Origin of the sequence: Methanocorpusculum labreanum Z (assembly GCF_000015765.1) — an archaeon.
GTDB classification, from domain to species: Archaea; Halobacteriota; Methanomicrobia; order Methanomicrobiales; family Methanocorpusculaceae; genus Methanocorpusculum; species Methanocorpusculum labreanum.
On record NC_008942.1, the window covers coordinates 1,271,152 to 1,286,018 of the forward strand.

Annotated in this window: 15 protein-coding genes and 2 tRNA genes; 5 read left to right on the forward strand and 12 right to left on the reverse strand. The window is 51.6% G+C overall.

What is annotated here, in order from left to right; genetic code table 11:
• Window positions 1–4: 4 nt before the first annotated feature.
• The 8 genes from MLAB_RS06565 to MLAB_RS06600 form a co-directional block, all read right to left on the reverse strand.
• On the reverse strand, window positions 5–358 hold the full coding sequence (locus tag MLAB_RS06565; RefSeq protein WP_011833615.1) for a 50S ribosomal protein L18e: 354 nt from the start codon (window positions 356–358) through the stop codon (window positions 5–7).
• A complete protein-coding gene (locus MLAB_RS06570) occupies window positions 359–1,186 on the reverse strand; it encodes a DNA-directed RNA polymerase subunit D (RefSeq protein WP_011833616.1) in 828 nt (275 codons plus the stop codon).
• The gene (locus tag MLAB_RS06575; RefSeq protein WP_011833617.1) at window positions 1,187–1,582 is read right to left on the reverse strand and encodes a 30S ribosomal protein S11; all 396 of its coding nucleotides are present in this window, start codon (window positions 1,580–1,582) and stop codon (window positions 1,187–1,189) included.
• Window positions 1,583–1,584: 2 nt separating this feature from the next.
• Window positions 1,585–2,130 carry a 30S ribosomal protein S4 gene (locus tag MLAB_RS06580; RefSeq protein WP_011833618.1) on the reverse strand — a complete coding sequence of 182 codons (546 nt, stop codon included), beginning with the start codon at window positions 2,128–2,130 and terminating at the stop codon, window positions 1,585–1,587.
• A 14-nt stretch (window positions 2,131–2,144) separates the two neighbouring features.
• Entirely contained in the window at window positions 2,145–2,597 is a 453-nt protein-coding gene (locus MLAB_RS06585) for a 30S ribosomal protein S13 (RefSeq protein WP_011833619.1), read from the reverse strand.
• Between the two features lie 72 nt (window positions 2,598–2,669).
• A tRNA-Ser gene (locus MLAB_RS06590) sits at window positions 2,670–2,754 on the reverse strand.
• A 179-nt stretch (window positions 2,755–2,933) separates the two neighbouring features.
• Window positions 2,934–3,206, reverse strand: a complete 273-nt coding sequence (locus MLAB_RS06595) for a DNA-directed RNA polymerase subunit L (RefSeq protein ID WP_048062084.1) — start codon at window positions 3,204–3,206, stop codon at window positions 2,934–2,936.
• 66 nt (window positions 3,207–3,272) lie between these two features.
• Entirely contained in the window at window positions 3,273–3,887 is a 615-nt protein-coding gene (locus MLAB_RS06600; protein ID WP_011833621.1) for a translation initiation factor IF-2 subunit beta, read from the reverse strand.
• Window positions 3,888–4,075: 188 nt separating this feature from the next.
• Here MLAB_RS06600 and MLAB_RS06605 point away from each other — a divergent pair, with 188 nt between their 5' ends.
• Window positions 4,076–5,236, forward strand: a complete 1,161-nt coding sequence (locus MLAB_RS06605; protein WP_011833622.1) for a type IV pilin N-terminal domain-containing protein — start codon at window positions 4,076–4,078, stop codon at window positions 5,234–5,236.
• A 689-nt stretch (window positions 5,237–5,925) separates the two neighbouring features.
• On the opposite strand, the gene MLAB_RS06610 is transcribed toward MLAB_RS06605, so the two are convergent.
• The 3 genes from MLAB_RS06610 to MLAB_RS06620 are packed head-to-tail and all read right to left on the reverse strand — an operon-like array spanning window position 5,926 to window position 9,000.
• Window positions 5,926–7,143, reverse strand: a complete 1,218-nt coding sequence (locus MLAB_RS06610) for a phosphoglycerate kinase (protein ID WP_011833623.1) — start codon at window positions 7,141–7,143, stop codon at window positions 5,926–5,928.
• A 43-nt stretch (window positions 7,144–7,186) separates the two neighbouring features.
• Complete coding sequence (gene priL, locus MLAB_RS06615) at window positions 7,187–8,251, reverse strand: DNA primase regulatory subunit PriL (protein WP_011833624.1); 1,065 nt, start codon at window positions 8,249–8,251, stop codon at window positions 7,187–7,189.
• Window positions 8,252–8,256: 5 nt separating this feature from the next.
• On the reverse strand, window positions 8,257–9,000 hold the full coding sequence (locus MLAB_RS06620) for a DNA polymerase sliding clamp (RefSeq protein WP_011833625.1): 744 nt from the start codon (window positions 8,998–9,000) through the stop codon (window positions 8,257–8,259).
• Between the two features lie 104 nt (window positions 9,001–9,104).
• Between MLAB_RS06620 and MLAB_RS06625 the strand changes: the two genes are divergently transcribed.
• From MLAB_RS06625 to MLAB_RS06640, 4 genes are all read left to right on the forward strand, one after another.
• Window positions 9,105–9,716, forward strand: coding sequence for an RlmE family RNA methyltransferase (locus tag MLAB_RS06625; protein WP_011833626.1), 612 nt, complete (start codon window positions 9,105–9,107; stop codon window positions 9,714–9,716).
• Complete coding sequence (gene moaA / locus MLAB_RS06630) at window positions 9,691–10,650, forward strand: GTP 3',8-cyclase MoaA (RefSeq protein WP_011833627.1); 960 nt, start codon at window positions 9,691–9,693, stop codon at window positions 10,648–10,650. Before MLAB_RS06625 ends, moaA begins: the two co-directional genes overlap by 26 nt.
• 57 nt (window positions 10,651–10,707) lie before the next feature.
• Window positions 10,708–12,399, forward strand: coding sequence for an AMP-binding protein (locus MLAB_RS06635; protein WP_011833628.1), 1,692 nt, complete (start codon window positions 10,708–10,710; stop codon window positions 12,397–12,399).
• A gap of 176 nt (window positions 12,400–12,575) precedes the next feature.
• Window positions 12,576–12,660 (forward strand) — tRNA-Leu (locus MLAB_RS06640).
• Between the two features lie 290 nt (window positions 12,661–12,950).
• On the opposite strand, the gene MLAB_RS06645 is transcribed toward MLAB_RS06640, so the two are convergent.
• Window positions 12,951–14,861, reverse strand: coding sequence for an ABC transporter ATP-binding protein (locus tag MLAB_RS06645; RefSeq protein WP_222702363.1), 1,911 nt, complete (start codon window positions 14,859–14,861; stop codon window positions 12,951–12,953).
• Window positions 14,862–14,867: the final 6 nt, after the last annotated feature.

Sequence of the window (14,867 nt, forward strand, 5' to 3'; positions counted from 1 at the left end):
CATCTCACCTCAGGATCCTTACGCGGCTTCCTTTCGGATTTGCAGCGACAAGCTCTTCGATTGTCATGCAGGTGCCTTTTGCTTCGGTTATTTTCTCGCGGGCTGCATCGGAGAAGTTGAGAGCTGCAACTGATACGGAAGTACCAATTACACCTGCTGCGAGCACTTTGCCCGGAACCAGGATGATCTCATTCTCGTTTGCATAGCGGTTGATTTTACCGACGTTCACTTCTGCCTGATTCTTGCTGGACGTGTTCAGACGGCCGGCAATTTCACGCCAGATGTTTGCCTCGTTCTCCCGGGATGCGCGTTTAAGCATCATGATTAAGGATTCGAGACGTGGGTTAGTTTTATTCATTTACAGTCCCTCCTGTAATGCTTCAATAAGATCTGAGGATCTTGACTTGATATGCAGCAGTGCTCTTTCAATGATCTCTTTCACCGGCAAGGACCCGTCGCTTTCAACAACGAAGATGAACTTCGTGCTGTCTGCACTAATAATAATAGCAGGGTCTTCGCCGATGCCGCTGTCCATGCATGCAGTCTCGCAGAGACGGCATAACGAACAGTCTTTTTCCTTGCTTTCGCCGTTTACAACACGGATGCTGACGGTATCTTTCGTGAGTTCCAGAACGTCGCGGGGACATTCGGCAACACATTTTCCGCAGCCGTCACAGGTATCTTTGATGGTGATGACCGGATATTCTGAGTAACCGCAGGCAAGAGTCGGCTGCCATTTGGCATGCTCTTTTCCGTAGTTGACTTCCGCTACTGCCTCTAAAACGACCTTCTGATTTTCCCAAAGTTTGACGATCGGGATATTGTTGTGGACCGGGACGACGTTCTCGTCCATGGAGATAAGATCACCGGAGGTGACCATCTTCGGGCCTTCAACACTCAGAGTGAACATTACCGTGCAGTGTGGACATCCCTCGCCGCCGCAGGAACATTCGCTTCGCGGAACGTACTGCGAGAGGTCGGTCTTAATGGGGATGAGACCAAGTCTGTGTGCCAGCATCTCGTCAAAGAGAACGCTGGTATTGTCATAGATGCGGATGTCTTCGATGGCGAGGGTTGGCACCTCACCGATCATCGAGCGACGAAGTGCGTTGGCGAATGCAGGAGTCGCTCCGTGAATAGTAAAACGTGCGACAGAGTCATCGAGCCTGCTGAATACCAGATCCATTCAGACTCTCCTGCCCCTTCTGCCACCTTTGGCACGGATGCTGTCGTGTGGTACCGGAGTTACGTCTTCGATTCTGCCGATGCGCATACCTGCACGTGAAAGTGCACGGATTGCTGCCTGTGCGCCGGGTCCGGGTGACCGCTGTCTTCCGTTTCCGGGAGCACGAACACGAATGTGGAGGCCGGTGATGCCTTTATCTTTGGAGGCCTGGGCGATGTTGATTGCCATCTGCATTGCTGCGTAGGGCGATGACTCATTGCGGGCCTGCTTAACGACCATTCCACCGCTGGATTTGCAGATGGTTTCTGCACCCGAAAGATCGGTTACGGTGATGATGGTGTTGTTGAATGAGGCAAAGATGTGGGCAATACCCCATTTTTCAGTTGCTTCTGCCATGATTATGCCCTCTGATTCATGATGCGCTGGCGTTCGCCGTTTGCTTCATCGCCGAGACTGGAGGTTGCGTAATACATAATGCCGGCCTCTTCTGCGATGGAAACCATGTAGCTTGGAACGCTCACACGCTGACCATTGATAGCAATGTGTCCGTGGGTGATAAGCTGACGTGCCTGTTTCGGGCTGCGTGCAAGACCTTTGCGGTAGACGATCGTCTGAAGGCGGCGCTCAAGGATGTCTTCGACTTTTAAAGACAGAATGTTATCCATTGCTGCGTCCGGACCAAGAAGGCCGTAGCGCTGGAGCGTGCCGACAAGTTCATCGCGGCGGGCAATTGTCTTCGGTGCTTCACCGATAGAGGAGGTCATTGCGAGGACTTCACGGGCGCCGCTTCTGTGCTTTCTCAGCACTTCGGTGGCTCTCCAGATCTCGCGTTTGTTACGCAGACCGTAGGTGATCGCAAGGACGCGTTCAGATTCAATACGCGACTTCTCGAAGCGGCGCTTCGGGGAAGAGTATTGTTTGGTGTTCTTTCCTGGGTATCCCATTTTAAATCACCTGCTTAGTTCCGCCTCTTGGAGACACCGACGATCTTACCGAATCTGCCGGTTGCTTTCGTACGCTGTCCGCGAACTTTGAGACCATTCTCATGACGGATACCGCGGTAACACCGCATCTTCTTCATGAGGTTGATGTCATCTTCCTTCGCAAGGGAAAGGTCGCTGCCGTAGAGGTGTTTCGGTTCTCCCGAGTACACATCTACCGGGCGGTTGACCATCCATTTTGGCACTGAGGCAGGGTATGCTTTTACCTGCTCTTCAATCGCGGCCACATCTTCATCGCCTAAGAGACCCATGGTGGCACGGGTGTCGACGCCAGCACGGCGTGCGATGATGAGTGCGGCATGGAGGCCGATGCCCTTAATTCCCGTCAGCGCAAGCTGCACGGGCTGGGTACCGTCCAGATCAGTGTTAATGATCCGCACAAAATATTTTAATTCTGACTCTTCAACCATTTTTTCGCCTCTCTTTTGGAGAGTTTAGTCTAAATTTGAAACACACAAAATGTGCGTGTTGCGTATGTTAAGCGCAGACGGAGGGATTTGAACCCTCGAGTCCCAGGGGGACACAGGTTTAGCAAACCTGCGCCATACCAGGCTTGGCTACGTCTACAGAGAACTCCGCATCTTTCCTTCCGACGGATCAGAAGGCTGCACGTTATCTAGAAGATATATGCAGGTCGACACTCGCAGTATGCCAGATACTGCTCCACTAAACTGAGTGCTCTATTATGTAAGGGTTAGAGCAATATAATACTTCGCCTATCTCTCTATGGAGAAAAACAAAATGTATTAGTTTTTCAGACAGCTCAGAAGAGCGTCGCAGCGGTCGATCATATGCTGGGCGGCTTCACGCATTACCGTGAGCGGCTCTTTTGTAGAACCGGGCTTCATGGTGATAAACACTTCCGGATCGGAGAACTGGTATTTGATCACATATTTGGCAACATCCACTTCGGGATCTGCAAGGATCTCATCCACCAGCGCATTCACGATCGTGTGCCCTTCACCCTCCAGAGTGACCCGTATCTTATCCTTCTCAAGCTCGATAATCTTCAGCTTCATTCCCTTATACATTCGCCGGACGATACTATATAATTGTGGGATGGATCAATAACAAAAAAAAAAGATTTAAAGGATTTTCTGAGTGAAGGCAACCTGACCGGAGATACGGGTGATCCGCACTTTCACATTCTGACCGGCCTTGGTACCGGCGACATACAGAATATATTTGCCGATCCTTGCAACGCCGTCGCCTTTCTTACTGATGGACTCGATATGGACCTCGAGCTCCTTTCCTTCCTCGATCGCGGGACCCTGGACCTCGGTCTTCGCTTTGCGTTTACGGATGGGTCTCTTCGATCCGCATGCCTCGCAAAGAAGCATCAGTACGCGGTCGTCTTTGACGAGTTTCGTGTCCGGCCTGCCGCACTCGGAACAGATGACGTAATCACCGACATATGTCTCAAGAATCGCATCAAACTGTGCCTGTTCGAACTTTCCATTGAACACCGCGCGGTTTCCGTCGATCTTACCTGCCGTACCAAGTTCGCCCAAAATGAACTTCATGAAGTGGTCCTTATCACGGTTGAGACTGTCTACGATATCGGAAAAGTTCTCGAGAACCGTAGTTTTCCCCTCGATATAGATCTTCGCCTTCGGCATGACGAACCGTTCGCCGGTCTCCGTCGGTTCCCCTATCCCGGAATACGCGGCCTTTAACATATCTTCGTATGACTGCACCATAATACATACCCGTTGGTTGTGAGAACATATAGGTCTGATGCACCGGACGGGAATCTCACCCCAATGTATCCGGCATAACCACGGGATAACCCCATAGACACGGCAAATGATGTTTCAAACGCCTAACTATTATTTATATTAAAAAAAAAGAATTTGATTAGAGACTTGTTATCTTTGGGACCTCCAGCATGAAAGCAAGACCGGAAGCCGCAATATCGCCGACGATCGGTGTGATACTTCTCATTTTTCTAACCGTGGTTCTCGTCGGCGCAGCTGCCCTCGTTTTTTTCGGATTTTCCGGCGATTTGACCGAGCCGAAACATGCATATATCACCGCGGAAACAACGGACAATGCCACAAATCCCCTGGTCCTGCGTGTTTGGGACATTGGTGACGGAACGGTGCTGAAAGATCTGGTCGTTTCGGTAAACACGCCGGAGGGAGTCAGCATCGGAACACCAACCAAGATTTCGAATGCATTTTATGTGGGAGAGACCATCCCAATCGAATTCGATGACAGCTTTCCAAAAGGGAGCTACCTTGTCACGGTAACCGGCGAATTTGCCGACGGAGCAAACCAGGTACTTTTTACCAAAATCATGGACCTTGGAGCCGACGGCAGGAAGATTCAGGAAGTCAGTACGGAAAAGCTGTTCCTTATGGCGGATTATGCGTACTGGAAACCAAACAAGCTTTATCTGACGGACACGACCCCCTACAAAAATATCTTGAACATCTCGTACTGGACGCTTGATCTCGGCTATTCGGGCGTGGACATACAAGTATTGTCCCACCCGGCAGATGATTACAGCTATACTTACCCGACCGAGGCATTCAACGGCACATCACAGACATTCGTGATCACCTATACTGCATATTATATCGACGGAAAATCCAAGACGACCGTGCAGAAAGAAGTACAGCTCTACGTCAGCGAACAGCCGGACCAACTGGGAGAATATGTGAAAAACTACAAGATCGGTGGAGAATCCCTGCAGGGAACGGGAGATTCAACGCATCACATACCCCTTGTCGGGATACTGGCAACCACGATCTGGAGAGAGGATATCGACGGGCGATATATCATAGTAGACGGAGAATACCGCCCCGCCCTCCAGGTCAATCTGAACGATCCAAAAGAAGGAGCCAGTTCCGTTTCGGTCACCAGCGACACGGAATTCCGTGTGGGAAGCACATACTTTGCACCCGGCGAAACCTATGCGGGAACCTTTTCGACCTTCTATCTCAATACGGCAAACAGGACCGCGATCAATGTCACCTTAAAAATATTCGACGCAAGTAATACCAAGCTGGCCGAACAGACAACACTGATCACCATCAGGGACTAAACACACAACAGATAATAGTGCAGAGAGATTCTGCATGGGTAAATAATTCCAATAGGAGTTATGCGGTGTTATTCTCAATCCAATTTGGCGAGTGTATGACTAGGTGTGGACACAAGAGAAAAAACCAACCGCGAATCGGCGCGAATCCCGCAAGCCGGTGGCTTGCTCCCAGAATCGGATTTGCTATTCCTCACTCTCACAAGTCTCGTTCCTCGACTTGCTCGCCCCTCATCGGGAACGTTCGGGCAAATCCTGTCGCCGCCTCAGCGGCTCCTATTATTGATTAGCCTCTTGATCTTATGTCGTGATTGTTAGTAATGTGAATATTTTTCAGATTCAGAACTGCTCAATGAATATCTCCCTCACGGGAGGCGCCGGGACGCCGACAGGATTTGCCCGAACATTCCCGATGAGGGGCGAGCCGTTGGGTCGAGCGGATTGGAGACGAAGTCGACGACCCTAGCGGAGCAAGGCTTTGCCTTGCGACTTGACCCAACGAGCGAGAGTGAGGATCAGCAAATCCGATTCGCCTCGCCCGAAGGGCGGATTCGCGCCGATTCGCGGTTGATATTTCTCTTGTGTCTACACTAATGCCGTACACGAAATCGACGTATACCTCATAAGTACGTCAATTTTTTCTCGGCCAAGATCACAACACCGCGTAAGTTCTATTCCAAAAAAGAAGTGGATCAGTTCCCGAATTTTTTCCAGGACTCTTCGAGAGCTGCGATCGCCGGCAGTTTCTTTCCGGTCAAAAACTCGATGCAGGCCCCGCCGCCGGTGGAAAGATGGGAGTACTGCGGTTCAAGACCCAGCTGTTCGATGACCGCCGCCGTGTGGCCGCCGCCGCATACGGAAAAGTCCACGTTCGCCGCCGCCCGCAGGAGTTCAAACGTACCCGAGGCAAACTTTGCCTCTTCGAATACCCCTGCCGGGCCGTTGAACACGATCGAACCCGAGTTCCTCAGTGCTTTTGAGAACTGCACAATAGACTCCGTACCCATATCGAGGATCGGGCAGTCTTTGGGAACACGGGTGATCGGATACTCCTTACGCTCATCATGCTCTTTTACCGCGACATATTCCGGCAGAAGGACCTTATCGGGATAGGAGTCGAGAATGGTTTTTGCCTTCGCTACTTCATCGTCATAGCCGAGCATATGGATCAGGTTGCGTGAAGGCTCCCCGATGTCGATCCCTTTTGCCAGATAAAAGACGTTTGCAACCACACCGATAATGGCAACTTTGTCGGCGGTCTTGTTTGCGAGAACGTTTCCGGCAACCGCGATGGAATCATCCACCTTCGTTCCGCCCAGAACGAAGGTCACGGGTTTGGGTGCCGAGGTGAAGACTCTTGAAAGCATGGACACTTCTTTTTCCATGAGAAGGCCGGCAACCGTTTTCATGGCATAGGAAAGACCGGTGATCGTCGGCTGGGATCGGTGGGCCGTGCCAAACGCATCATATACAAAAAGATCCGCCATGGAGGCAAGTTTTCTAACAAGATGGGTCTTTGCTCCATCCTCCGGCTTCATGGTCAGATTCTCTTCAGCTGAGAACCTGACGTTTTCCAGAAGAACGATATCTCCCGGATGAGCATCGCGGACTGCATGCTTTGCGCAGGTGCCGAAGATATCATCCACATAGGTGACCGGCATATTCATGAGCCGCTCCAGTTTATCGGCGTGGGCGGCAAGCGTAGTGAAATCTTTTTTCCCGGGTCTGCTCTGGTGGGCAAGGACCACGACGCGGGCATCTTCCAGTGCCTGCAGCGTTGGGATGTGTTCGCGGAACCGTTTGTCGTCCAAAATAGTATTGGAGGAAGGATCTATAGGGGAGTTGAAATCCACACGGACGAGAACGGTTTTTCCGCGTGTTTCAATATCTGCAAGAGTCCCAAAATTCATATCAAAAAGATTGGCTTTTTGTACCTATAAATACCAAGTGTCTTCACGGCCCGGGAGACCCGGCATCGGGATTTTCTTCAGCTGACGTCTCCGCTTTCTTTGCCAGAGCTTCGTCTTTGATCCGCATTTTTTCCAGCATCTTCTTTTTGGAACGGTAGTAATTCAGCGGATGCGAAACCGACTCGCAGAGCCGGTCCTTATTTACGCAGACCCCGTGGGTCAGCATGGTGGCGCAGGAAGGGGTCGTGTACTCGTTCGTCAGGATATGATCGACCTGATAGTTCGTCATATCGGGATTGTAATCCGGGCTTCGTGCAAAAATTCCCGCAACCTGCTCGGCGTTCATCCCGACATTGTGCAGAAATGCCGTCATGGAAAAACGGCCCGAATGCGTGAGATTCACGCCTGCCGCCGCCGCGGAGATCAAAGCCTGAATACAGGGAGGATACGCCGATTCGTCGATCGCCCCGAACTCAACAAGCGTTCTCTCCTGCACGGCAGAAAGGATCTTGTCGCTCCAGGGAAGATACTCCTTTGCGATCGATTCCGGGATGTCGAGCGGCAGACCGGAGGAAAGGATCGCCCGTATTCGTTCAGCGATCAAAACATCCATCTCGTCGGAAGAGACGGAGACAAACCCGTTTTCCACGTCCCGGTTGATCAGCCGCCACTTCGCATCACGCACGCGGGAGGCAAGCTCTACATACCGGATCACCGGAAGAGCACCGTCGCCCAGTTCAAGACCCAGTTCCTCGCAGACCCGCTTTTTCAAAAGCTCGTTCTCTTCGGCATGGAAATACGCATAGACGCGGGATGCCTCCATCCTGCAGAGCCGGTCCATTGTCCGCTTGTCTTTCGAGGCGGAGGCAAGCACTCTGGCAAGAACATAGGTTATGATGTCGGAGACAACATCGTCTTCCGACTCGGGGTAAACGGTTTTTCCATCCAGTGCCGTAATCACCCGTTCGGCAGCCCGGTCGAGATAGGAACAGCCGATCTTCGAGCCGGAAAGCCCGGCAACTTTGATTCCGCGGGATGCAAGCAGCCCCTGTGCTTCAGGTAAAAAAGGATAATGAGCCAGGTCGCGCTTTTCAACGGACGTGCGCATAACGGTTAATCTGCCTCGATCCTCGGCGCAAGAAGGTAGCCCACACTTCCCTTGCCGCCTGCATAGACGAAGGAGAACTGGACCGGGTGATCGGTGCCCAGACGGATCTGGACCTTCTCGGCACGGCCGATCGATTTGCCCATGTCTTTGAGATAGTCAAGAGAGAAAAGGGATCTCGCATCCGCACAGGTGAGGTAATGCACATCATCGCCGGTAAGTTCGCGTTTGATCCGGTCGGAATCACCGTCGGCATTCATGGTAAAAACGCAGGTCTCCGCAGACACGGCAAGGGAGATCTTATCGGAAACCATTGAGGAAGCCTTGATGGCATCATTGAACATTACGCCGGGAACTTCAAAGGTTGCGGGCAGATTCAGGTTCGGCGCGTTCGGGTCTTTTCTGATGGTCTTTGTATCAAGCAGGGTTATCGAATATTCATACCCGCCGAAACTGATTTTGAGTTTTTTGCCCGATTCGTCAAGTTCGAGAGAGACGATGTCCGTCTTGCCGATCATCGACATCATCGATCTGATCTTTTCAATATCGAGACCTATTTCACAGGGTTCTGCGGCGAATGTGAGAAACGCCGATGCAGAGAGTTCTAAGGAAACCATTGCCACGTTGGAAGTATCCACAGTGATCGTTCTGATTCCCTTCTCGTCAACGTGAAGACGGCATTCGTTTACCAGTGCTGAAACCGCATCGATGGTCTCACGGAAAATATCTGCTTCAATGGTTGCTTTTAACATCAATATAACCCCTTGACACACTCTCTTATATTAGCGTGACAAACTTTAATAGTATAATTATATCCGCGCTCATATAAGATATACGTTAAGTTGGGAGAAAAACAATGGGATCACAATGGACAAAAGATAATGTATATAGAAAAGCGATGCGGGACGGGTATAGGGCCCGCTCAGCATACAAACTCATCGATATCAATGAACGATTCAATGTAATCAGACAAACGGACAACGTGGTTGATCTCGGGGCGGCCCCCGGAAGCTGGCTTCAGGTCTTAAAAACGATGACCGAAGGTCAGCTCTGCGGGGTTGATCTCAATCCGATCATTCCACTCGAAAACGTCATCACGATCACCGGCGATTTTACCGATCCTGCCATTCAGGCAAAAATCAGGGAGGCCATGCCTCTGGTAAATGTCGTGGTATGTGATGCATCCCCCCACCTTTCCGGAGCGAAAGCCTATGATCAGGCACGGGTCATGGGGCTCAACGAAGAGGCGCTGAACTTTGCAAGCAACCTCTTAAAACAGGGCGGCAATCTGGTCATGAAATCTTTTCAGGGCTCCGACTTCAACGAACTTCTTGCCCTCGTTAAGGAAAAGTTCTACTCGGTCAGGGTGATTCGATCAACAGCTACCCGGAGAGGAAGTACCGAATGCTACATCGTTGCAAAGAATTTCATAGGAGATGCCGATGACGACAGAAAAAAACGCGAGTGATATTCTCACCGACACCTACAACAGAAAAATATCGAATATCAGAATAGCCGTGACCAGTGCCTGCGACCTTCGCTGCATTTACTGCCACCGGGAAGGAGAAGGAGACAACGGCTGCACGAGGGATGATCATGCATCCCAGATGACCAAAGAGGAGATCTCCGAACTGATCGGGGTTTTTGCGGAACTTGGCGTCAAGACGATCAAGCTTACCGGCGGAGAACCCCTTCTCCGGCCCGATCTTTTAGACATCATCCGATCCATTCCCCCCCACATCGAGTCGTCTCTCACGACAAACGGCACGCATCTGGCAAAACTCGCCAAAGAACTCAAAGATGCGGGTCTTTCACGGGTGAATGTGAGTCTGGATACGATGAACCGGGACACCTACATCAAGATCACCGGAAAGGACAGACTCAAAGATGTTCTTGACGGGATCGATGCGGCGCTCGCGGCAGGTCTGACCCCGGTCAAACTCAACATGGTCGTTTTGAAAGGGATGAATGACAATGAGATCGACGATTTTCTTGCCTTTGTGCGGGCACGAGGGGAAAATCTCATTCTGCAGATCATCGAACTGATGGATATCAACGGATGGACGGACGACATGGACCCTGCCGTGCATGGAAATGCCCAACTGGTTGCGGATCTTGAAAAAGAGTTCGCCAAGCACTCATCCCGGGTTACGACGAGACACATGCACCACCGGAGAAAGTATCTGGTCGACGGTGCTTTAGTGGAGGTCGTCCGGCCGATGCACAACCCGGAGTTTTGTGCAAACTGTAACCGGCTTCGTGTAACTTCCGACGGTCTTTTGAAACCCTGTCTTCTCAAAACCGGAAACGAAGTGTCGGTCAAAGGGCTGCACGGAGACGAGCTGAAATCCGCCATCGCGGCCGCAGTTAAGAACCGGAGCCCGTATTTTTTTGCTGAATAACCAGCGATCACAGAGAATTAATTAGAGAATAACTCCAATACATAAGCAGAATTTCATATGACAGAAGCTACCGGCAACATCGGAGACTACGAGGAGACCTACAAGACCTTCGCAATCGATGTCCCGAAACATTACAATTTTGCGTTCGACGTCATTGACGCCTGGGCAAAACGCGATCGCAACCACCTTGCGATGATATGGACGAACCAGGACGGTGAGGAAAAAAAGTTCACCTTCTGGGACATGATGGTCCACTCAAACGAGGCGGCAAATATCCTGATGAAGTTCGGCATCCAGAAAGGTGACCGTGTTCTTCTGATGCTCCCGCGGGTCCCCGAGTGGTGGATCCTGGTTCTCGGTATCATGAAGCTCGGTGCCGTCTACAGTCCGTCCCCCCACATGCTCACCGTCAAGGATATCGCCTACCGGATCAAGGTCGGCGGCTTTAAGATGGTCATCACCGACAGCGAAAATATGGCAAAGGTGGATGAGGTAGCGACCCAGTGCCCCCACCTTCAGCTCCGCATGATTGTTGACGACAAGCCGGGAGAAAAGGTCCCGATTCCCTGGATCGGCTACCAAAACGAACTCAAATATCCGGCACCCGTCTCAACCAAACTGGTAAGCTCATCCGGGCGCAAAGTTCTTGCGACCGACCCGATGCTGATCTACTTCACGTCAGGTACCACGAAAGACCCAAAAATGGTTCTGCATGATTATGCCCACCCGCTTGGTCAGACCGTAACGGCGAAGTTCTGGCATGACCTCACGGAACATGATGTCCACTTCACGGTCTCGGACACCGGCTGGGCAAAATGCGGCTGGGGTAAGATCTACGGTCAGTGGATCTGCGGAGCCTGTATTTTCGTGTACGACTACCGCACAAAATTCCACGCGACCGAGCTTCTCCCGCTCATCGAGCGCTACGGCATCACGTCGTTTTGTGCGCCGCCGACGATCTACCGTATGCTGATCATCGCGGATCTGAAAAAGTTCTCCTTCTCAGAACTGAGAACCTGCACGAGTGCAGGCGAGCCGCTGAACCCGGAGGTCATCCGGATCTGGCGCGAAGGAACCGGCCTTACGATCCGTGAAGGTTACGGACAGACCGAGACCTGCTGCTGTATTGCAACGCTGCCCGGCATGGAAGTCAAGCAGGGTTCGATGGGTAAACCGGTCCCAGGCTGGCATATCCAGCTCCATGACGACGACGGAAAAGAAGTGGAGAAAGGAGACATCGGCAAGATCGCGGTATCGCTGAATCCAAGACCCGTCGGGCTTGTCAGGGAGTATCTGAATAATCCGGAAGAAAATGCCGCGATGTTTGTAAACGGCTGGTATTACACCGGAGACAAAGCACGTATCGATGACGACGGATACTACTGGTTCGTCGGCAGAAACGATGATGTGATCAAGAGTTCGGGATACCGTATCTCCCCGTTCGAGGTGGAGTCAACCCTTCTTGAGCACCCTGCAGTCAAAGAGAGTGCCGTGGTCGGTTCGCCGGATGAGATCCGCGGCATGGTCATCAAAGCATTCATCGTGCTGCACGAAGGCTACGCGCCTACGGAAAAACTCGCAAAAGAGATCCAGGAGTATGTGAAGCGGACGACCGCACCCTACAAATATCCAAGACTTATCGAGTTCCTGCCGGAGCTTCCAAAGTCGTTCTCCGGAAAGATCAGACGCGGAGAACTGCGTGACCGCGAGATGAAGCGTTTCGAGACCGAAGGAAACGGCGACCAGTAAGATAAAATCGGGCATGGTCAACAGCGCGTGAACCGGCAGACCCACACATATTTTTCTCCGCAGGCGAGCCGGTTTCCCGCGAATAAAACCGCATGTATATTTAGCAGGACATCAAATATCTAAAAGCACGTTTGTGCAGTGATTCCTTTGTTCATGCAGAGGGGTCGAGTATATCTGCGAAGGTAGCCAAGCCAGGTTAAAGGCGCCAGCTTCAGGGGCTGGTCTCGTAGGAGTTCTGGGGTTCGAATCCCTTCCTTCGCACTTGTTTTTTACAGTTCTTTAGTATGTTAGTATGAATGCAGAGTCTTGTATTCTATCTCTCTTTTTTTTCGGGGATCATCCCGGCACCACGTTTAGTGCATTTCGCTGGTTTTCGCTGTTTTCGTGTGGGGTGCGGACTATGTCTCCCATCCAGCTGATTCTTTCTCTTTCGTGTTTTCATGGACGTTTTTGTGAATTTCGTGTGATGGCGGATAGATGCCAAAACAACTCAAAACATCATGAACCTGACGAATAAAAAAAGCCCGCACCCTTTTTCTAAAAAAAAAGAATTATTCCAGCTCGAATGCGCCCGTATACAGCTGATGGTACTTACCTTTCTCGGAGATAAGCTTCGTATGCGTCCCGCGTTCGATGATCCGTCCCGACTCGAGAACCATGATCACGTCCGCATTATGCACCGTCGAAAGACGGTGAGCGATCACAAAGACCGTACGTCCCTTCATCAGAGAATCCATACCTGCCTGGACGATCGCCTCCGTTCTCGTATCGATACTCGACGTCGCCTCATCCAGGATCATCACCGGAGGATTTGCCACCGCAGCCCGTGCGATGGATAAAAGCTGCCGCTGACCCTGGGAAAGGCTTCCGCCGTCTCCTTCCAGAATCGTATCGTATCCTTCGGGAAGTCTCGTGATGAAGTCATGAGCGTTTGCGAGACGTGCCGCCGCATACACCTCCTCATCCGTCGCATCCAGCTTCCCGTACCTGATGTTTTCCCTGACCGTTCCCGTAAACAGATTCGTATCCTGCAGCACGATCCCAAGCGAATGCCTAAGATCGGCTTTTCTGATCCGCTTCACATCGATGCCGTCGTAGAATATCTCGCCTTCCTGCACATCGTAAAACCGGTTGATCAGATTGGTGATCGTCGTTTTCCCGGCACCCGTCGCTCCGACGAACGCCACCTTCTGACCCGGGTTTGCATACACGGAAACGTCATGCAGGACCTCCTTGTCCGGCGTATAGCCAAAGCTTACATCGCGGAGCTGCACATCCCCTTCCAGTTTTGTATAGACCGGAGAGCCGTCAACGATCTCCTTCCATGCCCAGATGCCCGTAAATGCCGGAGCCTCGGTGAGGACCGATCCTTCATACTGCGCATTAACGAGCGTGACATCTCCCGTATCCTCCTCTTCCGGTTCGTCCAGCAGTTTGAAGATCCGTTCTGCGCCGGCAAGGGCCATGACAACCGAACTCATCTGCTGGGAAACCTGACTGACCGGCATCATGAAACTTCTGCTCAGCTGGAGGAAGGCCGCGATCCCTCCAAGGGTCAAACCGCCGACCCCGCCGATCGCGAGCGCACCGCCGACGACGGCCACCAGAACATACTGGATATTTCCAAGATTCATGACGATCGGCATGAAAATATTGGCAAAGGTGTTTGCCGACTTCGCATGTCCGCGCAGTTCATCGTTCATCACATCGAACTCGGCTTTGACCTGATCCTCGTGACAGAAAACCTTGACGACCTTCTGCCCGTTGATCATCTCCTCGATATACCCGTTCACGGTTCCAAGCGACTTCTGCTGACGGACAAAATACACCGCACTCTTTCCCCCGACATTCTTCATCACGAAGAACAGCACGAACACCATGACCACAACGAGGAGCGTCAAAGGACCACTCGTATAGATCATGGCGCAGAAGACGAAGATGATGGTGATTATCGATGAAAACACCTGGGGAACGCTCTGTGAAAGCATCTGATGCAGCGTTTCGGTATCATTTGTGTAATGGCTCATCGTGTCGCCGAACTTATGCGTGTCGAAGTACCGGATGGGTAACTTCTGCATATGGACAAACATGTCGTCACGGATCCGTTTCATGACCCCCTGGGAAATGATGACCATCAGTCTGCTATAGATAAGGGTCGAAACAACACCGCAGAGGAAGATGACCGCCATGAAGAGGATGGCCTGGAGAAGCCCGGTGAACACCGGATTTTCCACACCGATAAGCGGGGTGATGTAGTCATCGATCAGCACTTCCAGGAAAAGCGAACCAATCACGCCGGCAAGAGTGCTGAGGATAATACAAACGACGACGGCGCCGAGCGTTACCTTGTACATACCCGGCAGATAGGAAAGAAGACGTTTCAGCGTCTTTTTCACATCATTGGGTTTGTTTCCGACAACGGGAATCCCGGGACGCTTGCCGCCGCTTGGTCCATGATTCATGGGAGG